The organism is Arcicella lustrica, from assembly GCF_034930985.1.
GTDB classification, from domain to species: Bacteria; Bacteroidota; Bacteroidia; order Cytophagales; family Spirosomataceae; genus Arcicella; species Arcicella lustrica.
On sequence record NZ_JAYGIM010000001.1, the window covers coordinates 598,582 to 619,647 of the forward strand.

General features: G+C 34.0%; 19 protein-coding genes. 8 read left to right on the forward strand and 11 right to left on the reverse strand.

Translation table 11 applies throughout. The features are described 5' to 3' along the window. Nucleotides 1–107 precede the first annotated feature (107 nt). Nucleotides 108–3,095 (forward strand): PD-(D/E)XK nuclease family protein, encoded by a 2,988-nt coding sequence (locus VB798_RS02470; protein WP_323255602.1) that lies wholly within the window; start codon nt 108–110, stop codon nt 3,093–3,095. Nucleotides 3,096–3,392: 297 nt separating this feature from the next. Here VB798_RS02470 and VB798_RS02475 read toward each other — a convergent pair whose 3' ends face one another. After that, nucleotides 3,393–4,187 carry a DUF3108 domain-containing protein gene (locus VB798_RS02475; RefSeq protein WP_323255604.1) on the reverse strand — a complete coding sequence of 265 codons (795 nt, stop codon included), beginning with the start codon at nt 4,185–4,187 and terminating at the stop codon, nt 3,393–3,395. 8 nt (nt 4,188–4,195) lie between these two features. After that, complete coding sequence (locus VB798_RS02480) at nt 4,196–5,248, reverse strand: aminopeptidase (protein WP_323255606.1); 1,053 nt, start codon at nt 5,246–5,248, stop codon at nt 4,196–4,198. Between the two features lie 200 nt (nt 5,249–5,448). On the opposite strand from VB798_RS02480, the gene VB798_RS02485 reads away from it, so the two are divergent. The 4 genes from VB798_RS02485 (at nt 5,449) to gatC (ending at nt 7,899) form a co-directional block, all read left to right on the forward strand. Continuing rightward, nucleotides 5,449–5,817, forward strand: coding sequence for a Rid family detoxifying hydrolase (locus VB798_RS02485; protein ID WP_323255608.1), 369 nt, complete (start codon nt 5,449–5,451; stop codon nt 5,815–5,817). A 10-nt stretch (nt 5,818–5,827) separates the two neighbouring features. Further along, a complete protein-coding gene (gene gltX, locus VB798_RS02490) occupies nt 5,828–7,324 on the forward strand; it encodes a glutamate--tRNA ligase (RefSeq protein ID WP_323255610.1) in 1,497 nt (498 codons plus the stop codon). Nucleotides 7,325–7,407: 83 nt separating this feature from the next. Next, the gene (locus VB798_RS02495; RefSeq protein WP_184134445.1) at nt 7,408–7,584 is read left to right on the forward strand and encodes a hypothetical protein; all 177 of its coding nucleotides are present in this window, start codon (nt 7,408–7,410) and stop codon (nt 7,582–7,584) included. Between the two features lie 24 nt (nt 7,585–7,608). After that, on the forward strand, nt 7,609–7,899 hold the full coding sequence (gatC, locus tag VB798_RS02500) for an Asp-tRNA(Asn)/Glu-tRNA(Gln) amidotransferase subunit GatC (RefSeq protein WP_323255613.1): 291 nt from the start codon (nt 7,609–7,611) through the stop codon (nt 7,897–7,899). Between the two features lie 59 nt (nt 7,900–7,958). Here the strand turns inward: gatC and VB798_RS02505 are convergent, their stop codons facing one another. The 4 genes from VB798_RS02505 to VB798_RS02520 all read right to left on the reverse strand — a co-directional run bounded on the left by VB798_RS02505 (nt 7,959) and on the right by VB798_RS02520 (nt 13,906). Continuing rightward, nucleotides 7,959–8,924 carry an AAA family ATPase gene (locus VB798_RS02505; protein ID WP_323255615.1) on the reverse strand — a complete coding sequence of 322 codons (966 nt, stop codon included), beginning with the start codon at nt 8,922–8,924 and terminating at the stop codon, nt 7,959–7,961. A gap of 163 nt (nt 8,925–9,087) precedes the next feature. Continuing rightward, a complete protein-coding gene (locus VB798_RS02510) occupies nt 9,088–10,437 on the reverse strand; it encodes a peptidylprolyl isomerase (protein ID WP_323255617.1) in 1,350 nt (449 codons plus the stop codon). A gap of 219 nt (nt 10,438–10,656) precedes the next feature. Next, a complete protein-coding gene (locus VB798_RS02515) occupies nt 10,657–12,921 on the reverse strand; it encodes a peptidylprolyl isomerase (protein WP_323255619.1) in 2,265 nt (754 codons plus the stop codon). 250 nt (nt 12,922–13,171) lie between these two features. Then, entirely contained in the window at nt 13,172–13,906 is a 735-nt protein-coding gene (locus VB798_RS02520; RefSeq protein WP_323255621.1) for a hypothetical protein, read from the reverse strand. Between the two features lie 191 nt (nt 13,907–14,097). Here VB798_RS02520 and VB798_RS02525 point away from each other — a divergent pair, with 191 nt between their 5' ends. Then, nucleotides 14,098–14,676, forward strand: coding sequence for a DinB family protein (locus VB798_RS02525; RefSeq protein WP_323255623.1), 579 nt, complete (start codon nt 14,098–14,100; stop codon nt 14,674–14,676). Nucleotides 14,677–14,838: 162 nt separating this feature from the next. Then, complete coding sequence (locus tag VB798_RS02530; RefSeq protein WP_323255625.1) at nt 14,839–16,125, forward strand: DUF2851 family protein; 1,287 nt, start codon at nt 14,839–14,841, stop codon at nt 16,123–16,125. Here VB798_RS02530 and upp read toward each other — a convergent pair. From upp to VB798_RS02555, 5 genes are all read right to left on the reverse strand, one after another. After that, entirely contained in the window at nt 16,120–16,764 is a 645-nt protein-coding gene (upp, locus tag VB798_RS02535) for a uracil phosphoribosyltransferase (RefSeq protein ID WP_323255627.1), read from the reverse strand. The two genes, VB798_RS02530 and upp, sit on opposite strands and share 6 nt — an antisense overlap. Before the next feature lie 34 nt (nt 16,765–16,798). Continuing rightward, the gene (locus VB798_RS02540) at nt 16,799–17,368 is read right to left on the reverse strand and encodes a pentapeptide repeat-containing protein (protein ID WP_323255629.1); all 570 of its coding nucleotides are present in this window, start codon (nt 17,366–17,368) and stop codon (nt 16,799–16,801) included. A gap of 21 nt (nt 17,369–17,389) precedes the next feature. After that, nucleotides 17,390–17,950: a DUF1003 domain-containing protein gene (locus tag VB798_RS02545; RefSeq protein ID WP_323255631.1), complete on the reverse strand. Its 561-nt coding sequence runs from the start codon at nt 17,948–17,950 to the stop codon at nt 17,390–17,392. Nucleotides 17,951–18,037: 87 nt separating this feature from the next. Beyond that, complete coding sequence (locus VB798_RS02550) at nt 18,038–19,219, reverse strand: class I SAM-dependent methyltransferase (RefSeq protein WP_323255633.1); 1,182 nt, start codon at nt 19,217–19,219, stop codon at nt 18,038–18,040. A gap of 12 nt (nt 19,220–19,231) precedes the next feature. Then, complete coding sequence (locus VB798_RS02555) at nt 19,232–19,792, reverse strand: hypothetical protein (protein WP_323255635.1); 561 nt, start codon at nt 19,790–19,792, stop codon at nt 19,232–19,234. Nucleotides 19,793–19,903: 111 nt separating this feature from the next. Between VB798_RS02555 and VB798_RS02560 the strand changes: the two genes are divergently transcribed. Then, nucleotides 19,904–20,602 carry a fatty acid desaturase gene (locus VB798_RS02560; protein ID WP_323255638.1) on the forward strand — a complete coding sequence of 233 codons (699 nt, stop codon included), beginning with the start codon at nt 19,904–19,906 and terminating at the stop codon, nt 20,600–20,602. Nucleotides 20,603–21,066 lie beyond the last annotated feature (464 nt).

Here is a 21,066-nt window from a genome sequence, read left to right on the forward strand (position 1 = left end):
TATACTTCATACTTCATACTTCATACTTCAAATTTATATTTATCTACAAAAAATGAAGTTTGATAAATTTTCAAATCTTCAAATTTCCAAACTTTCAAATTAAGCTCATGCAAACCTTCCTCGACCAAGCCGCTGAATATATTTTTAAACAACATTCCCTCAATCAGCTTAGTCGGGTTTGTATCGTGATTCCTTCTCGACGTGGGGTTTTGTACTTCAAAGATGCTTTGGCGAAGCTTTCTGATAAACCCTTTTTAGCTCCTGATGTACTGGCTATCGACGATTTTGTGAATACGATGACGGGCGTTCGCCAAATCGATCAAGTGGCTTTGTTGTTTGAATTGTACGATGTTTTTAAAGAAATTGACCCGAACGTTGTCTTTGAAAGATTTATGACTTGGGCAAGTACTTTGCTAAATGATTTTGATAAAATAGACCAATATTTAGTAGATGCCAAAGCCTTGTTTTCGTACATGACGGAAGCCAAAGCTATAGAACGTTGGCAAATGCAATTGGGAGAGTCGCAGAAAGATAAAAATCTTAAAACCGACCGCACCGACCGTTACTTCAAACTTTTCGAGAATATTTTTACGGTTTATCAAAACCTTCGTCAGCGTTTGGCAGACAAAGGTTTGCATTACCGTGGAATGGCTTATCGTGAATTAGCCGAAAATGTCGAAAAATATATTTTAAGCAAAGAGCGTCATACAAAGTATTACTTCGTAGGCTTTAATGCCTTGAGTGATGCCGAAGAAAAAATCATTCGTACTTTATTAAAAAGAAAAGATTTTGCCGAAACTCTTTGGGATTCAGACGCTTATTATCTCTACAACAAAGACCAAAAAGCTGGAAACTGGCTTCGCTATTATAAAAATGGCGATGAGAAAAATGGTATTACTCCTCTTTTTAATGAAGAATGGAAATGGCAGTCGGATGAATTATTAAAGGGTAAAAAGAAGATTCAAATTATTGGAGTAGCCAATGCAAGTGTACAAGCGAAAGTAGCTGGACATATTTTTAAGGATTGGGAAAATACTTCAAAAACAGACGCAACAGTTCCTAAATCGCAAACGGCTATTGTTTTGGGAGATGAGAATTTATTAGTACCTGTGATGAATTCTTTGGATGAATCAGTCAAAGATTTTAACGTCACGATGGGACTTTCTTTGCGAAATTCTATGCTTTTCACCTTGGTTGATGCCCTTTTTGAATTACAAAAGAATTTAGTAGAATTTAAAACAGAAGACGGCGGAACGGTAAAAATTCCAAAATTCTCACATCGACAAATTGTAAGAGTACTGAATCATCCATTTTTGAGGAGGTATGAGTTGATAAGGTTTAAAGTGGAACAAAATGAACCGAAAGAAAACCCCATCCGCAAAACCCTCCGTGAAATCACTGAAAGAAATCGTGTTTTTCTTAGCTCAAAAGAGCTTTTAGAAATTGCTGAAAATGAACCACTTTTCGAGAGTATTTTTAAACACTGGCATAACAAACCTAAAAATGCAGTCAAGTGTTTTTATGAGTTAATCGACTTATTAAGAGAAGTTTATAAAGAAAATCAAGATGCGATAGAAACTGAATATCTCTATCAATTTTACTTGATTTTACAAAGAATGGAAGTAATTCTGGAAGAACGTGGCGACACCGTTAGTATCCGAAGTTTCAAAACTTTCTTGTATGAATTGATTAAACAAACCAAAATTCCTTTTGAATCTGAAACGGATGAAAGTTTACAAATCATGGGAATGTTGGAAACCCGTACCCTTGATTTTGAAAAAGTAATCATTTTGTCGGTCAATGAAAAAACACTTCCGCAAGGTAAAAGACAAAATACTTTAATCCCTTTTGATGCCCTCAGCGACCCACAATTTAATTTACCTACTCATAATCACGCTGATGCTGTAATGGCTTACCACTTTTTTAGGCTCATGCAGCGTGCCAAAGAAGTAGTACTTGTGCATGTTTTGCCTTCGGATACTTATGGTGCTGGCGAGAAAAGTCGCTTTATTTTGCAGATTGAGCATGAATTATCTAAGCTAAATCCTAATCTTGATATTACTTATCCGAATGTAAAATTTATTGGTTTGGAAGAAACTGAGGATAAAGAAGAAACACCTTTGTTGATTCAAAAAACAGCCGATATTTTGGCATTTATTGAACAAGAAATTACTGAAAAGGGGATTTTCCCTTCTCAGATTAATCAGTTTTTGGATTGTTCGCTCAAGTATTATTTCACACGTATTGCTGGAATTGCTCAGGAAGAGGAAGTAGAAGAGAAAATAGGAGCGGATACGTTTGGGAATTGGATTCATAAAACTTTTGAAAATATCGACAAAACCTTTGTAGAAAAAGGAAGTAAAGTAGAGAAAGAAGATTTACAAACAGTACTCGAAAACATTGATACTTATCTGAAAGAAGCCTTTCTCCAAACCAATCAAGGTTTGAAAGCTGATGATGGCATGAACTTTATTCTCTACCAAATTGGGGAAACGATTGTTAAGAAATTTATCAATTACCAATTGGAAAATGAGGTTTTCCCGATTGAATTATTGGATGTAGAAAAAACGCTGAAAGTAACGTTCAATGCCCAAGTAAATGATAAAGTATTGCCAGTGAAAATTGCAGGTAGAATAGACCGATTGGATAGAGTGTCGGGCAATAAAATTAGAGTAATTGATTATAAAACGGGTAAAGTTGAAGCCAAAGAACTGACCATGAAACCAGAAGATTTGGAAGAAAAACTATTGGGCGATACTGATAAAGATAAATTCAGACAACTTTGGTTGTATAAATACATGGTATTGAAACAAATGCTTTCAACCAGAGGCTTGAGTATCAGAGGAACAAAATTGCCCGAAATTGATAATGAAGTAAGTGCAGGTATTTATTCATTCAGAAATATTGATGCAGGTTTATTAGAACAAAAAATCGCCTTCAATGCAGGCGAAACAGCGATGGACTTTGTAGTCGATTCCGAAAAATACTTACAACAATTCGTCAGCGATTTACTCAATCCCGAAACACCTTTTGAAAAAACCAAAGACCAAGACAAATGTCAATACTGCGATTATAAAAGGATTTGTGGGAGGTAAGTTTGATGATTCTTATCTCACAAATTCCGAGTCTTAACTCAGAAAAGCTGTATGCTAATACACTTTTTCTGACTTGCAATACACAAAATCTGAGTTAAGAGTCTGAGAAATGGAGTTAAAGCTCACTAAAAGTGTATTGTATCTCAGAAAATCCGAGTTAGTACTCAGATTGACTGCCTTATTACTCAGAGAAAGTGAGTTCTAATGCACAAAAGCTGTATTCAAGCTCAGTTTTTCTGAGAACACTCTCGTAAAATTTCATTGCTATAAAAAATAGCTGATGACTCACAGCTTAAATCAATGAAACTTCAATTCATGTCTCAACCCTGAATACTTTCTTAAATCTAAAGCCAAAGCACCAATTTTTAAGGAAACTTCTGCTCTTACTGGAATTTTATTTTCATCGTCGGTCACCCACATTTTTACAGATTCTTCATCTGAAAAGAAATTATTTTTAGGTAGCTGTGGCGTGATTTTGAAAGTACTTATTTTACCAAATTTGGTGTTAATCGTTTCTTTTCCACGATATTTCAAACGCATGTTATATACTTCGCCTTCAAAAAAGAAAGTAACTGGAACGGCATCACCAACATTCATTTTGGAAAAATCAATTGTTCTGATAAAATAATAGCCACTTACTACGTCTTGGATATATTTAGGAAGTGTGTAGTTTTTCTTCTCTTGTTCATCATTCAATTCGAATAATTTAGCCGTATTCGTATTATGATTAAAGATGACTCTTTGCTCTTTTCTATAATTTCCCTCTTGTTTTTTCATGTAAAACTGTTGAGGTAAAATCTGCGAAGCATCAATATAGGAAGTCCAAGTATCACGTACTTTGCTAATCCAATCTGTCACGCCAACGGTTCGGGCAACAATTCCAACTTTATAACAAGGACGCCCATTGGCATTTTGTAATTTATCATCAACATCAACAATCGCTTCAGCGGCATTTACAAAACCGTAATGCACACGATATTCAATATGCTCGCCAGTGCCAAAACTATCTTGTTCAATTACTCTTTCCTGAAGTGCTGATTTGAAACCCATTGCTGTGATGATGACGATGAGAAGCAAAAATATTTTTTTCATATCAATATCTACTGATTATATTTCTTTTGGAAGAATTTCAAAAACTGGTCGAAATTCCCATTAAATTGTTTTTGGAATATTTCTTCAAATTCATTCTGTTGAGAATGGTAGGTTTTAAAACCTACGAAATAGGCATTGTTGGGTAATTCTTTTTTGCTGATTTTTGGTTTGGGGAGTACTCGTAAGCTCTTATAAATAGTATCTTGGTTTACTTCAATTTTTTCAATTAACGCATACTTTAATGAATCCTTGCGTGCATCTAAAATATTTTTACCTTTGAAAGTTTGATAAAGGCTATCCAGTTTCAACGTTCCTCGGTTTAAATGTCTTACATACTTGTCTCGGATGATTTTTGCTTGAAGATATTTTTTTAATTCTGGCGAATCAAGACCATATTTATGAATTAAAAAACGCTTCGCACCATATTCTCCAATTGAATTTGCAAGGTTTTCACTTGTTTCATGATTATCCTTCACAAAAATTGTTCCATGAGACATTTCGTGAATAATAAGGTTCGCTAATTTCCCATCTGAGTAATAAAGCATACTTGATAAAATAGGTTCGGGTAGCCAACCTAATGTAGAGTATGCGATGCCTTGCCCCATTTCGGTATCATAACCTTTTTGTTTCCAAATATTTTCTTCTTGATAAGCAGCTGTAGAATCAAAAAAACCTTTGTAGGCAAAACTACCAATAATGGGGAAATCAAACATAACGGCTTCCATTTCATAGCGTTTTGCCACCGTCAGCAAGTAAACCAAAGGTTTGCCAGATTGGTCATAGAGCGTCTGATAGACATCTGGATTATCGTGTAATCCCAGAGAATCAATCGCAAAACGGCGTACTTCACCAATAAATAAGATACGTTTTTTTAAGGAATCGGGTACGGTTTTATCTGCTAAAACTTCTTGCAATGGACGAGTATTAAAAGCAACATCCAAACCGCCTTTGGCTTGTTGGTAAAAATAGACTACCCATACTCTTTGCCAGAAAAGTATTAAAGTAATTAGGGCTAAAAACAAAAAAACAATTTTATATTTTCGACGAATATTGAATGCCATAGAAAGCAGATATTTAATACGATTAAATTCATTGTGAGCAAATTATTGAAAATATCTTAGAATACACCTAAAATCTTTTGATATGAGTACCGATTTGCTTGCCACAAAATTATCATGATTTGAATAAATGCCTTAAAACAGCTAATCATTTTGTAACTTGCACAAAATTTCGGGAAACCAATTAAAGATACAAATCAACAATGAAACAAATCATCTTCACTGAAAAAGCACCCGCTGCTATCGGCCCATATTCGCAAGCAGTACTTTCTAATGGAACTTTGTACATTTCAGGGCAAATTGCCTTTGCTTTGGCAGAATCAGGAGCAAGTATTCAGGATGAAACTCGTCAGGTAATGGAAAATTTGAAAGCAATTTTAGAAGCTGCCAACATGACTTTCGCAAACGTAGTAAAAGCTTCTATTTTTGTAAAAGACATGAATAATTTTGTAGCCATTAATGGTGTTTATGGTGAATATTTTTCAGAGAATCCTCCTGCACGTGAAACCGTAGAAGTGGCACGCTTGCCAAAAGATGTGAATGTAGAGATTTCTTGTATTGCAGTAATTTAATTTTCAAAAAATGTCAGATCAAGTAAGAGTACGTTTTGCACCAAGTCCAACGGGAGCTTTGCACGTGGGCGGTGTTAGAACAGCATTATATAATTATTTATTAGCCAAAAAGTTGGGCGGTAAAATGTTACTTCGTATTGAAGATACCGACCAAACTCGTTTTGTAGAAGGTGCAGAAGATTATATCATCGAAGCCCTTTCGTGGATTGGTATTACAATTGATGAAGGCGTAGGAGTAGGCGGCCCACACGCACCATATCGCCAGTCAGAACGCAAGGCGATGTATATGGATTATGCGATGCAACTCATCAATTCAGGAAAAGCTTATTACGCTTTCGATTCAAGTGAAGAATTGGATGCTATGCGTCAAACTTTTGAAAGCCAAGGTTCAGCGTTTCAATATAATGCCGCTACTCGTGGACGTTTGAAAAACTCTTTGACGATTTCGGAAGAAGAAACACAAGCTAAAATTGCCGCAGGCGAGCCATTCGTGATTCGTTTGAAAGTACCAGCCAAAGAAGAAGTACGTTTCAAAGATATTATTCGTGACTGGGTTCATGTACATTCTTCAACGATGGACGATAAAGTACTGATGAAGTCGGACGGAATGCCAACTTATCACTTAGCCAACGTTGTGGACGACCATTTGATGGAAATTTCACACGTAATTCGTGGAGAAGAATGGTTGCCTTCAGCACCTTTACACGTATTATTGTATCGTGCTTTTGGTTGGGAAGATACCATGCCACAGTTTGCTCATTTACCTTTATTATTAAAACCAGAAGGAAATGGTAAACTTTCAAAACGTGATGCAGATTTAGGCGGTTTTCCAGTTTTCCCTTTAGAATGGAAAAATCCAGACGGTTCAATTGCGAAAGGTTTCAGAGAAGAAGGATATTTGAATGATGCAGTGGTGAATTTCTTAGCCTTTTTAGGTTGGAATCCTGGTACTGAGCAAGAATTATTCTCGATGAATGAATTAGTTGAAGCTTTTACTTTAGAAAGAATCAACAAAGCAGGAGCGAAGTTTGATATTAATAAAGCGAAGTGGTTCAATCAGCAATATTTGAAATTACGTTCTGATGAAACTTTGGCAACAGAATATTTGCCGAACTTTGAATTAGATAAAGCGTTGAAAATCGTACATTTATTCAAAGAAAGAGTAACTTTCCCACAAGAAATTACGAAAGAAGCAGAAGCGCTTTTTGTAGCACCAACTACTTACGACGAAGCCGTAGTTGCTTCAAAATGGAATGATGATGCGAAGAATGGAATCACTGCCTTCAAAGATGCTTTGCCAGCTTTAGATAATTTTGTAGCCGATGAAATCAAACACGTTTTGAATGATGAATTACAAAAATTGGGCATCAAAATGGGAAAAGTAATGCAAGCTTTACGTGTAGCAACCACTGGAGCAGGAGCAGGACCAGACTTAATGTTGTCGATGGAAATTATCGGAAAAGAAGCTGTGATTACTCGTTTGGAAAAGGCTTTGGCGGTTATGTAAGTGATGAGTTGTGAATTGTGAGTGATGAGTAATTAATATGTTGAATGTACTAATTTTGAACTTCAAATTTTCAAATTCATAAAATGGCAAAGAAAAAAGAAACTCCTAAAAAAGAACTCCCAAAAGTTCATAATGAACTTGATGGATTCGATATTTCAATCAACTCCTTTGGTGAAATCAATAGAAGTATTGATATTGAAAAAATCAATGAGTTTTTGAATAAACACATGGACGATAAAAAATTGAGAGGAAGAGAATAATCTTTGCTTTCAATCAATCAAAAGATGAATATAGATCAAGAATTATTACAAAAGATTGCTCATTTGGCTCGTTTAGAAATGCCAGAATCTGCTGAAAAGGAAATGAAAGATTCTTTGGAATCGGTATTGAATTGGATGTCGGAATTGGATGAAATTGATACTTCAAATGTAAAGCCACTCACGCACATGAGTTTAGAAATCAATGCTTTGCGTGAAGATAAAGTAATTCCAAATATCAGTCGTGAACAAGGTTTGAAAAATGCTCCTAAGCAAGATGGGGAATATTTCAGAGTTCCGAAAGTAATGGAGTCATAAAATTAAAAAAGAGGATGTCTTTCTAAGGCATCCTCTTTTTTGATGAATTATTTTTTGTTTTATAAAAGCTTGCTAATAATATTCTCAACAGATATTCCTTCTGCTTCTGCCTTGAAGTTTCTAACAATTCTGTGGCGAAGTACAGCCATTGCTACAGCCTTTACATCTTCAATATCTGGCGAATATTTTCCACTGAGTAAAGCATTACATTTAGCCGCTAAAATTAAGTTTTGAGAGGCTCTTGGTCCAGCTCCCCACTCTAAATATTTATTTGAAATAGCATCTGCTAATTCTGTGTTTGGTCTTGTTTTATGAACAAGCGTCACTGCATATTCTACTACATTATCAGCAATAGGTACTCTTCTTACCAATTGTTGATAGGCTAATATTTCTTCGCCTGAAACTTGTTGTACAACCTTATATTTCTTGTCTGAGGTCGTATTTTTAACAATGTCTAATTCTGCTTGATAAGATGGATAATCAAGCGTTACCATGAACATAAAACGGTCTAATTGTGCTTCTGGTAATGGATATGTTCCTTCTTGTTCAATTGGATTTTGAGTTGCTAAGACAAAGAAAGGTTTATCTAAAGCATATTTTTTTCCAGCAACTGTTACCGAATACTCTTGCATGGCTTCTAAAAGGGCAGATTGCGTTTTTGGGGGCGTTCTGTTTACTTCATCTGCTAAAACGATATTGGCAAAGATTGGACCTTTTACAAATCTGAAATTTCGTTCATTATCTAATGTTTCTGAACCGATAATGTCAGAAGGCATTAAATCTGGAGTGAATTGTATTCTGTTGAAATCTAAATCTAATGCACCAGCAATAGTTTGAATGAGAAGTGTTTTTGCTAAACCGGGTACACCAACCAATAAACAATGTCCTTGACAAAAGATAGCGGTAAGAAGCATTTTAACCGTTTCATCTTGACCGATAACAACCTTTCCGATTTCTGAAGTAAGTTTCTGATAGGATTCTTTTAAAGCATCAACTGCTTCAACATCTGACTTAAATTGAACCATATTTTCTATTTTGTTTGTCGATTTTGTGTCTTTTTACACACAAAATTTTACTTACTATTTTATGAGATGTACTTATAACGAAAAATGTCAGATTAATCGTAGTTTAACCTGACACAATTTAATTTAAAACAAGATTTTTACCAAAGAATAATGAATCTTAAAATCACTGATCATTCGTTTTCATGATATTACATTCTTTATATTCATCAACAATGTAAATAAATACATCGTTTTTGGCGGTAGCAAACCATTTTTCAATGGCAGTATTTCGTTTTCTGTTCAATGCGTAATTTGACATTCTTTGGAAATCGTCTTCTAAATTCGCATAGTGTGGAGGATGTTTTGCTTTGTAATATAAAATTCTTACTGCCGAACGTCCATCTTCAGTTCTGTATGGCATTGGTGGAGTAATTGTTCCTACCGTCATTGAATCAATCGTGAAATATAAACCAGATTCCATCGTGCCATCTAAAGCCATTTTTATCGAACGAGTTTGTGGGTCAGTAATCATTCCACCACCATCTTGTGTTGCTTTATCTTCTGAGAATTCTTTCGCAGCACGTTCAAATTTGATGCTATCTCTTTGAATTAATACTCTGATACTATCTAAGAATTTTGTTGGTTCTACAACGTCTAATCTTTGATAGTCTGGTCTTAATAAAATATGTAAAGCATGATATTCTTGTCCACGTACTTCTAATAATTTAATTAAGTGAAACCCAAATTCAGATTCTACTACATCCGACATTTGATTAGGCTTTAATTTCAACGCTGCTGCTTCAAATGGAGCAACCATTTGCCCACGTTTAGCAAAACCTAAATCGCCACCTCTTTTTCCTGAACCTAAATCTTCGGAATATAATTTAGCCATCTCTTCAAATGACTCCCCATTTTCAGCTCGTTTCTTATAATCGTATAACCTTTTGTATAATTCGTCTCTTTGTGACTTGGTTGTTTTTGCGAGCCTTACGATGTGTCCTATTTCTACTTCAGAAGGCATATAAGGAATAGAATCTTTAGGAATTGCTTCAAAGAAACGTCTTACTTCTTTAGGCGTAATTTTTACATCACTCGTAATTTTTTCTTGCATTTTACGAGTTGTCAATTGTTCTTTAATAGCTGAACGAAGTTCATCTTTTAAGGAAGCAATACTTTTGCCATAAGCTTCAACAATATTTTTCTGAGAGCCAAACTGTTGTTCCATTTGTTCCATTCTGGAAGTAAGTTCAGACTCTACTCTTTTGTCTTCAACAGTAATTGAGTCAATCTCAGATTTTGCTAACATCATTTTGCCAACTACTAAACTTTCAAAAATTTGACAAGTAGATGGTGCTCCAGCCTGACCACTTTGTTTGTATTGTTGTACTTGAGATTCTAACTCTGATTTTAAGATATAATGGTTGTCAACTTTTGCAATGATTTTATCAATTACAACTGGCGTTTGTGCCTGTATTGCTTGACAAAAAAGCAGACAGATTGCAAAAAGGGAAATGAAGAATTTCGAAAATTTCATCTAAAAAATGAATTAATATGAAACGTACAGGGCTTTATGGTTTTTGAAAATGTACGTAGATTGACAAAGATAACGTTTTTTAATCTCTAATTTGATATGCTTGCACCGTTAAAAAGTGTTAAGAACATCGTCTAAATCATAAAGACAGAATAAACAGGCTGTTGAATATGAAAAAAGTCAAAAGAGAAATGTATTTACTTCTGCTTTTGACTTTCTTGTTTAATCTAATACTCTTTGAATTTCACTTTCATTTATCGTTAATGGATACTTAGCTTTCAATTGATTGAGCCATTCATCAGATAGTTGTTTTTGGTAGTCTCTGGTTACTTGTCCACGAGCTTCTTTAAAAGTTTTTGTTCTTGGTTCTTCAACTTTCTGAATATTGATTGAAACAAATCTACCTTTGACGTTAATATTTTTTTCTCCTAAAGTCCATTCAACAGCACTTAAGTACTCATTTTCATCTTTTTTGAAATAACCTTCTTCGGCACTTAAACTGTTTGGTTTTAAAGCATTAAAACGTTTTACAACATCTTCCATCGAATCAGATAAGAATCTAATGCCAATTCTGCTGTTTTTACTTCTATCCGTTTTCGAGACTGGCTTATATTTTCCATCATCTTTTTCGATGATTCTCATTGGCGATACGCCACTATTGATTAAGAGATTCACCGCTTTTTTCGCTCTTTCTGCCGAAATACTTTCTTGCTCTTCAGGGTCGGAATTCCCAGTTACTTCAACAACATAATCTCTGTTTTTTAATAGAATGATGTTTAAATCATACAACATTTTTTGAGCATCGGCAGAGAATGCAGATTTATCTTTTTCAAAATAAATATCAGGAAATCTACGATTCATCGGATAAGGCGCTTTGGCTAACAGCGTTTTGGCTTGTTCCAAAGTTTCTTTGCGGTCGCTGGTGATTACTTTCGCTAAAACTCTGTGCGTGTATTGATATTGATCGATATGCTGATTGTAGAATTTTACTTGTGCTAAAGAATCTAGCGATTTTTCAAACACATTATCATTCAACATCTGTTTTTGAAGAATACCTTCTCTGTATTCTTGAATATCAGCACGGAATTCTGGGAATTTTACTTCAAGGTTAGCTTCTTCAAATCTTAAGTTCTGGTTTTCTACAAATAAATCGTACCAATCTTGTGGAGTCTTTTCATCAAGCGCTTTTAATTTGGCTAATTGACGTTGATGTTTGGTGACGAAAGTATAAAAATCTTTAACGGTTGAAACCGATTGATTGATTGTGAAAAGAGTTTTACTTAAATAGTCTTCAGAACCAATTCTGTCTTTGTAGAAATTGTCGATAGCTTCTTGTTTTACCGAAACAGTTTCTTGGAAGTTATTATCTTTTTGTAAACGCTTTACTAAATTATTTTTGATGATGACATTGCGTGAAGCATCAGCATTGATTTTTTGGCGGATAAAAGGTGCCATTTCATCATATTTTGGCAAACTTTTCTTTTCAATAAGTCTGAAAATATGCCAACCCAATGAGGTTTGAATAGGCAAAGTGTAGTCGTTTTTTTCTTTTAATGCAAAAACCGTTTCTACAATTTTCTGGTCAATCAATGTACCAGCATCCCAAAATCTATTCATTACGCCACCATTATCTTTGGTGCGTGGGTCTTCAGAAAATGCTCGGCAAACTCCTTCAAAAGGTTCATTTCTTTTGAGGTATTCATAAGCTTCGTCAATTTTCTTTTTAGCAACAGTGGCTTCGTCTGATGAAGCATTTGGAGCAAGACTTACAAGAATGTGTGCTAATTTTACCTTCCCTCTGAAAGAATGTCTATCTAATACTTTTATCAAATGAAAACCTTTGTTGGTTCTAAAAGGAATAGACATTTCGCCTTTTGGAGTATTGTAGGCGGCAGTTTCAAAGGTGTAATTGTTTTCTAATACAGATAGAAAACCTAAATCGCCGCCTTTTATTGCGGAGTAAGTATCTTTAGAATTTGTTTTAGCTAATTGTTCAAATGATTCGCCTTTTGTAATTCTGGCTCTGAGCGCCCTTAACTCATTGTAAGCCGCCATTGTATCGGCTGGGCTAGCATTTTTTACTAAAGGAATAAAAATCTGAGCTACTCTTACTTCCTCACGCATTCTTTCATACGATTCTTGGATGAGTTTTTCTAATACCTGTTTATCAACTAAATATGGATTGGCTAATTCTTTGCGATAACTATCTATTTCTTCACGAAAAGCACGAGTAGTATCTTTCCCCATGCGTTCTGCCGCATACACAACTAACTTATAATTGATATAATTATTGATAAATTCTTTCTGATTATCTTTTCTGATGCTATCGCTTTGAAGAAGCTTTTGGTAGGTTTGGGCGAATTCCTTTGAGTTGATAGTTCTATTCCCGATTTTAAGTACATAATTTTCATTTTGAGCTTCGGCAGTGGCGACCGTTATCAATAGTAATGCAATTAGCCTGTATATTCTGGTTAGTGATTTATTCATTATTTTTCAATCTTAATTGTTTGAAGCAATTATTTTCAAACCTTGATACCCCTAAATTTATTCGCTTCAACACACAAAACGTATAAGTACATAGTACCTTATGTAACTATTAAATGCTTATGTTTATTGTAAGAGAATTACAAAAATATAAATAAAAAACCAGCAAAGTATTATGTGTATTTTATTAAAAACCAGACATAATGCAGTAACTTGTTGTTTATTAGTAGATTACTATTTTAATAAAAAAGAATCAACGAATTTTTAACTCATAAGTGAGTTTGTATCGGAAAGTGTTTTTGAGATGTTCGCCTTCAAAGGTTAAATCTACAGGATAGTTTTTCTGAGTATTTGAGAGGGAATCTAATTTTAGTTCAAAAGTGCTTTGTCCGAGTAAATCGTCTTGGTCGAAACGATCGGCTACTTTCAAGCCTAAACCAGCAGCTTGTAAACTGGCGAAAACAATTGCCAAAGGGGTTTCGTATTCAGCAATATTGATAATGGTAGCGGGTATTTTTGCTAAACCTCCTAATTCATTGATTTTCTTGATGGTACTCATTGCTTTTTCGTAATTATCAACTTCCATCAAAATTACAGAAGATAATAATGTTCCCTTTTCAGGAATAACAATTTCTAATTTTTTGAATTGATCAGCTTTTACAATTTGTCCTTTTTTTAAGCTTTTTACCCCCCAAGAAGTATTCACTACTTTCAATATTTTTTTGTTTTCATCTACTAGCGTTAAAGCATAAGTCAAAGAAACTTCATCTGCAAAACTTAAATCTTCTTCCAAATCAATGGCTTCAATTGATTTAATAGAGATTTCTACAATTTTATCTTTTTTAACCACAGGCGTTGTAACTGTACTTGTTGTACTGGCTACTTTAGCACTTTTACAAGCAGTAAAACAAAGACTGATAGCAAAGAAGAAAACGATTTTTTTGAAGGCAAAACGCTTTGCGATATGTTGAAGATGAATATAAAACATTGTGATAGTGTTAGTGATTTTGTTTATTACTCAAAATAGGGCATTTCTGTGCTTCTTTGCAAATTTTCTTTTAAGTGATTGAAGATGTCAATCGTATTCATTAAATCTTGGTATTTACCAACATTTATTATTTGCTCATGTACCAAATTTGTAACATCAATTTTTAACCTCATCAAATATTTTAATTTGTCATGAAAAGTATTGAAAATCAGTTGTTAGTCAATCATTTAGAAGACAGAGTGGAGCTTCATTTAAAAGAGAGTATTAGTCTGTTTCAGAATCTTCATGAAAGTGTTTTGTTAAAGCCTTCCATTAATGGAGGTTGGAGTATTGCTCAATGTTTAGAGCACCTCAATACTTATAGTCGTTATTATTTGCCAGTCATTAAAAAGGCATTAATCAATCAGCCTCAACAGGAGGGAAGTCTGGTTTTTAAAAGCTCATATTTGGGTGCTTACTTTACTCAATTGATGGAACCTAAAGAAAATATGAAGAAAATGAAAGCCGCTAAAAATCATAGTCCAGTAACAAATTTGGATGCTTATGCAGTAGTGGCAGAATTCATTGAACATCAAGAAGAATTGTTGAATTTATTAAAGCAAAGTGTTGCAATAGATATGAATGCCATTCGTATTCCGATTTCAATTACAAAATGGATACGATTGAAATTAGGAGATGTTTTTCAATTTTTAATTGCCCATAATCAACGCCACATCGTACAAGCCAAACGGAATTTATACATCAGTTATAATGTACCTGTAGAAGATTAGCCTTTTTCTGTTTCCTCTAAATGCTATTGATAAACAGTGTAGCAATACATATCCTAAAGAAAATGCTTGATGTAATATATGTCAAGCATTTCTTTTTTGGATTTATGAATGAAAATTCCTCAAACTCATTATTTTTGTTTTAACAATTATTTTAAAACACTTATGAACGAGGCTTTTCTACACTTTCTCTGGCAATTTCAATATTTTGATAAATCTTGCCTTCAAACTACTGATAATGAATCTCTTCAAGTATTAAAAATTGGGAGATACAATACGGATGCTGGTGCTGATTTTCAAGATACTCGTATCCTGATTGGCGAGGTTGAGTGGGTGGGTGCTGTAGAAATTCATTTAAAATCTTCTGATTGGAATCTTCATTCACATCATTCTGATGCTGCTTATCAAAATGTGATTCTTCATGTAGTATGGGAGGACGACAAACCGATTTTCCGAAGTGATAACACTAAAATTCCTACGCTAATACTTTCAGACAAAACAGACAAAGCTTTCATTAAAAAGTATTCAGATTTAGTAGAAAGTAAGGCACAAATTGCTTGTCAAGCGCAATTTCAACAGGTTTCAGCCTTAAAGAAATTTGCGATGCTGGATAAAGTATTAATGCAAAGATTGGAAAGTAAGGCTTCTATTATCCACGAATATCTTAGCAAAAACAAACAAGATTGGGAAGAAACTGCATATCAAGTATTGGCAAAAAACTTTGGTTTTAAACTGAATGCTGAACCTTTTATGAGATTATCACAAAATTTACCGCTGAAAGTATTGAGTAAACATCGTGATAATCTTTTTCAAATAGAAGCTTTGTTGTTTGGCGTAGCTGGTTTTCTTTCACTCAATAATGTTGAAGATGAGTACCAAAGTAAACTAACCAAAGAGTTTCAATTTCTTTCCGCAAAATATCAATTGCAAGAAAAAGTATTGGGTTTGCATGAATGGAAGTTTTTACGTCTTAGACCCGCTAATTTTCCAACTGTTCGATTGGCACAGTTTGCTAAAATTATTCAAGAAAACATCAATCTATTTTCAGTGATGTTACACCTTGAAAATGTGGAGAATGTTTCTAAAATCATGCGAGTGAAGCAATCTGCTTATTGGCAAGAACATTATTTATTCGGTAAAAAAGCTAATGGGAAAGTAGCAATCATTGGTGAAAGTTCTGTGCAAAATGTAATTATCAATACAATTGTACCTTTACTAGTGGCTTATAGCCAGCAAAAAGATGAAGTTCATTATCTTGAAAAGGCGATTCGTTTTTTAGAAGAATTACCTGCTGAAGAGAATAATATTACGAAACATTGGCAAATGTTAGATTTATCAATGAAGTCCGCTTTTGATTCGCAAGCTGGCATTGAATGGTTCAATGTTTTCTGTCAGCATAAAAAATGTCTTTCTTGTGAAGTAGGCATTAGTCTGTTGCGAGAAAAACTATAGTTTCAAACCATAAGCTAAATCGCCTGCATCGCCTAAACCTGGCACGATGTAATATTTTTCATTCAAACATTCATCAAGTGCAGCGATGAAAAGCTCTGCTTCGGGTATTTGTTCTTGCAAAAAAGTAATACCTTCGGGTGCAGCTATTGCTGATGAAATAATTACTTTTGCTGGCTTACCATATTTCAATAAAGCTTGATAAGATTTCAACAAAGATTTTCCCGTAGCCAACATTGGGTCGATTAAAATAATAGTTTTATCCGTTAAATCTGGACTTGCCAAGTAATCCATTTCCACTTCAAAGCTTTCGTCTGCAAGATGTTTTCCTCTGTAAGCACCAATAAAAGCATTTTCTGCTTTATCGAAAACATTAATAAAGCCTTGATGAAAAGGTAAACTCGCTCGAAGAATTGTCACTAAAACAGGTTGGTTAAACAATAAATTAGTTTGAGCAACCGCTAATGGCGTTTGTACTTCGGTACTTTCGTAAGTTAATGTTTTTGAAATTTCATAAGCTAATACTTCTCCTAATCGCTCCAGATTTTTCCGAAATCTCATCGAATCTTGTTGGATTTTTACATCACGAAGTTCAGCGATAAAGTGATTGGCTATCGAGTTATTTGAAGTTAAGATAAACATAGTTTTTTGTTTAGAATAAAGTTTCAAGGATGTTTTACTCAATCACAATATCATATTGATACAGTAAACCTCTGATGCCATCATAAGAAAATTTCGCCTTTTTAATGTTATTTTTCTCTGGATTGATGGCGTAATGTTCGGCTGTTCTAAAATCTGTTTGAGCCAGATTGGTTTGTTCAAAAACAGTATTTAATAAATCGCAATGATTAAAAATTGCTCCCGTTAAATCTGCTTCACTAAAATTTGCTTCTTGAATCTGACAATGTTCAAATTTAGTTTTCTTCAATTTGTTCCTGAAAAAGTAAGTATAATTTAGCGAACAATTTTTAAAATATACTGAAAATAAGAATTCTTTGCTGATACTAAAATCTACACCAATGATTTTACAATCGATGAATTTCACCGTTTTTAAACTTGTATTGTTCAGGTTGACGCTACTGAGATTACAACTCTCGAAAGTACAATCAATAAAATCTTTATTGGATAGGTTGGTATTTGAAAAATCACAGTTTTTGAAAGTACAGCTATCGTACTCTTTTCCTGTAATTACTTGTTTTGAAAAATCGATTTTTTCAAAAACTTGTTCATAAAATTCTTCGTTCATTCTTGTATATTTTATCGCAAACTAAAGCTTTTTGTTATCCATCTTATCAAGTTTCTTCTTGATTTCATCAAGTAAAGCAAATTGTTTTGCCTGAGATTCAAACAAGGTTTTGATTTGTTCTTCCAACAACAAATCCATTTTTTGTTGTAAACTTCTGATTTGCATTTCTGCTTTCAGGTTAATCAAGTAGTCATTTTCACTTCTCATTCTATCTTTTTCTTCCTGACGATTTTGGCTCATCATAATGATTGGCGCTTGCAAAGCGGCAATACATGAAAGTATCAAATTCATCAAAATGAATGGATAAGGGTCGAATCGATATTGAACAATCATGGCGGTATTGAAAATAATCCAAAGCGTGAGGATTATACCAAACATGATGATGAATTTCCAACTTCCACCAAACTGAGCCACTTTATCAGAAATAGCTTGCCCTTTTGTGATGGTTTCGATAGGAGGATTTAATAGATTCTGGACAATCAATCGTTCAGATTTTATCGTTTCTTCAACGATTTGATGGAGCTTCTGTAAATGCTGATTCTCATCCGCTAAAAGTTGCTCAAAATTGATGTCTTTTTTCATAATTTTTTTAATGCGTAGTGCGTAATGATGAATGAGTAATAAGTTAAAAGTTTATCGTTAAAAACACTACGCATTCATCATTACGCATTAAATAGATAAAAGTTTTTCCAAATGATGATACTCTATGCCAAAGTACTCTTTTGTGGCTTTTAGCTTTGCCAAAATTTCTTCTTTTTTAGATACCGCATTCGGATTTTTAATTCCTACGACTAATACATTTTTAGGCGTATGAGCATCTGAAATAAATTGAAACACTTTAGTTTTATAGCCGAAGTATTCCAAAATCATCGCTCTGATGCCATCCGTTACCATTTCTGCTTGTCGCTCTAAAAAGATGCCGTACTTCGTCAAGAAATCTAATTCATTAGACGCTTTATGTTTTTCAATTTCTCTTCTGATTTGTTTATGACAGCAAGGTGCAACCACAATCAAATCGGCATTGGCGGTGATTCCTTTATAAATGGCATCGTCTGTGGCGGTATCGCAAGCGTGCAAAGCAATTAAAATATTAGTACCTGTACTGTCATAATCTTCAATAGTTCCTTCTACAAAATTGAGTGTTGAAAAACCTGTATTTTGAGCAATGTTATTACAAAGTGCCACCATGTCTGGGCGGAATTCAACGCCTGTTACTGTTGCTTCAAGTTTCAACACATTGGTTAAATAATCGTACAGAGCAAAAGTTAAATAGCCTTTTCCAGAACCCATATCGGCTACTTTTAATTGATTTTGCGTAGGAATATCTTTGATTAAAGTACTCAAGATTTCCACATAATGATTTATCTGACGATACTTGTCTTGTGCATTTTTATAGACATTTCCTGTTTCGTCAGTAATCTTTAATTCATGTAAATAAGGTTTTTCTTGTGGCTTTATCAAGCGATGTTTCGCTTTGTCATGTTCCAAAGAAATAGCTTTCGGATTACTTGAATCAGTTTTACGCAAAACGGTTTTCTGATTTAATTTTTCGATGATTAAATCAAATTTGCTTGTGAAAAGCGTAGCAATATTAAAGCCTTCTTGCAAGGCTTTTTCAACATCTTTGATGCCTTCTGATACCGTAAAATTCTTTACAATATCACGAGTTTTGTAGCGATAAGTAAAGCTAAGTTTTTCTTCTTTTTTGATTAAAACTCTTTTGATATAAATATTCTTGAGTTGCTCTTCTGTGCCTTTATAATTGCCCAAAGAGATTTTTACGAAGGAATTATCTTGCAGACTTTCAGAGAAAGTATTGATAAAAGTCGCTAAGTGTTCTGATTGATTCATAATATTTTTTATTTACTCAGCGATTTCAAATTTTTGAGGAATTTGCAATTCTTTAGCGTAATAAGCCGTAGCGTATTTGTGCAAATATTCCAATAAAGTATTCATATCTGCATGAAAATCAAATTGAATATCTGGGTGCATTTTCACTACTTTTTTTAACAGAAAATCTGTTCTTTTTACGACATAAAGTGCTAAAGTATCCGATTTTGAAGAGTATTTTTCAATCCATTTTAACTGCTTTTCAAAACACTCTTTCAGCAATTTCAAGGTCAATTCTACTTCTCCATATTTGTCTTTGGTTACTTTTACATGGCGAGTAATTTCTGCATTGGTATAACGCATATCCATCATCAAATAACCCGAAGAGTAATTGGTGGTATCATATAATTTATCAATCAATACTTTAATGTCATCCCTTCTCGACTCCATCGTTAAGCTTTCTTCTACCAAAGTAAAAGTCAATTGTTGAATCAAAATATCATCTTTGCCGATGAGTCTTAGCAATAATTTATCTTTCTCTTTCTGAGGCATCGCCACAATTGCCTGCTGTAATTCTTTTTCTATTTTTGCCATATTGAATGCAAAACTGGATGCTAATGATTTATCTTATCTTTGTAACAAAGTTACGGATAAATGAGTTTTTAAAGTATTATTCCTGAATTACTTGTGCCGACACTCAATCTTATGAAATATAAAGGACTCTTTTTTGCCATCAGTATTATTTCACTTTGGGGCATTTCGCTTGCCTATTTGTTGAATTATCCGATAGATTTTTATAATCCTTTGGTATATGTTTTCGTGTTGCTTCAAATGCAACTTTATACTGGCGTTTTTATTACGGCACACGATGCTATTCATGGCGTTGTTGCTCCGCACAATAAAAAACTCAACTATGCCATTGGTTTTTTGTGTGCTACGCTTTTTGCTTATAATAATTATGAGAAATTATCGAAGAAACATCACTTACATCATAAAAACGTAGTGACTGACGAAGACCCAGATTATTATGATGGAAACTTTTTTAGATGGTATTTAAAATTTGCGTTAGAGTACGTTACTTTCTGGCAGATTTTGTTGATGGCAATTACTTATAATCTATTGAAATTAGTTTTTCCGATGGAAAACCTGATTGTTTTTTGGGAAGTGCCAGCGATTTTGAGTACGCTACAACTTTTTTACTTTGGTACTTATCTTCCGCACCGTGGCGAACATGAGGCGAATGATATTTATAAATCTCGAAGTCAGAAACTCAATCATTTTATGGCTTTTATTTCATGTTACTTCTTTGGCTATCATCACGAACACCACGCTTATCCATACTTGCCTTGGTGGAAATTGGCGGAGGCTAAGGAGAAAGAAGAATTGAAGAGTTTGCAAAATTGATGAAGCTCACATAAAGTGCATTATGTGTGAGAAAATGATAGTTAAAGGTCACAGGTGAAATTTCCTTTTTACTCATGGCATGACTTCAAGTCATGCCATGAGTAAAAAGGAAACAGCTTAAGGATGTTGTCGTTGAAAGCTATAAAGCCTCCATTTAAATCCCGAAGGGATGTCAGGATTATAATAAAGCATTGAAATATCGTTTACAGAACCCTGAAAGGGTGAAACATTTAATCGTATCATCCCTTCGGGATTTATATATTTATATCAATTGCACAAAAAAACGGCATCAAGAAAACATATTCCTGATGCCATTTTTTGATTAACCACACTGAGCCAATTCTGTTAAAAACCGCAATTTCCCGCAAAAAAGAAGGAGTATTCCTTCTCTGAGATAGAATTTTGGTACTTGAAATAGCAAAGTTTCTACCTAAAACCGCAATTGTCCGTAAAAAAGAAGGAGT

Coding starts and splice junctions, on each gene's coding strand:
- VB798_RS02525 (WP_323255623.1), top strand. CDS start 14,098: ATGAAAAGTATTGAAAATCAGTTGTTAGTCAATCATTTAGAAGACAGA.
- VB798_RS02470 (WP_323255602.1), top strand. CDS start 108: ATGCAAACCTTCCTCGACCAAGCCGCTGAATATATTTTTAAACAACAT.
- gltX (WP_323255610.1), top strand. CDS start 5,828: ATGTCAGATCAAGTAAGAGTACGTTTTGCACCAAGTCCAACGGGAGCT.
- VB798_RS02560 (WP_323255638.1), top strand. CDS start 19,904: ATGAAATATAAAGGACTCTTTTTTGCCATCAGTATTATTTCACTTTGG.
- VB798_RS02510 (WP_323255617.1), bottom strand. CDS start 10,437: ATGAAATTTTCGAAATTCTTCATTTCCCTTTTTGCAATCTGTCTGCTT.
- VB798_RS02530 (WP_323255625.1), top strand. CDS start 14,839: ATGAACGAGGCTTTTCTACACTTTCTCTGGCAATTTCAATATTTTGAT.
- VB798_RS02540 (WP_323255629.1), bottom strand. CDS start 17,368: ATGAACGAAGAATTTTATGAACAAGTTTTTGAAAAAATCGATTTTTCA.
- VB798_RS02495 (WP_184134445.1), top strand. CDS start 7,408: ATGGCAAAGAAAAAAGAAACTCCTAAAAAAGAACTCCCAAAAGTTCAT.
- VB798_RS02485 (WP_323255608.1), top strand. CDS start 5,449: ATGAAACAAATCATCTTCACTGAAAAAGCACCCGCTGCTATCGGCCCA.
- VB798_RS02515 (WP_323255619.1), bottom strand. CDS start 12,921: ATGAATAAATCACTAACCAGAATATACAGGCTAATTGCATTACTATTG.
- VB798_RS02550 (WP_323255633.1), bottom strand. CDS start 19,219: ATGAATCAATCAGAACACTTAGCGACTTTTATCAATACTTTCTCTGAA.
- VB798_RS02480 (WP_323255606.1), bottom strand. CDS start 5,248: ATGGCATTCAATATTCGTCGAAAATATAAAATTGTTTTTTTGTTTTTA.
- VB798_RS02545 (WP_323255631.1), bottom strand. CDS start 17,950: ATGAAAAAAGACATCAATTTTGAGCAACTTTTAGCGGATGAGAATCAG.
- VB798_RS02555 (WP_323255635.1), bottom strand. CDS start 19,792: ATGGCAAAAATAGAAAAAGAATTACAGCAGGCAATTGTGGCGATGCCT.
- VB798_RS02475 (WP_323255604.1), bottom strand. CDS start 4,187: ATGAAAAAAATATTTTTGCTTCTCATCGTCATCATCACAGCAATGGGT.
- gatC (WP_323255613.1), top strand. CDS start 7,609: ATGAATATAGATCAAGAATTATTACAAAAGATTGCTCATTTGGCTCGT.
- VB798_RS02505 (WP_323255615.1), bottom strand. CDS start 8,924: ATGGTTCAATTTAAGTCAGATGTTGAAGCAGTTGATGCTTTAAAAGAA.
- upp (WP_323255627.1), bottom strand. CDS start 16,764: ATGTTTATCTTAACTTCAAATAACTCGATAGCCAATCACTTTATCGCT.
- VB798_RS02520 (WP_323255621.1), bottom strand. CDS start 13,906: ATGTTTTATATTCATCTTCAACATATCGCAAAGCGTTTTGCCTTCAAA.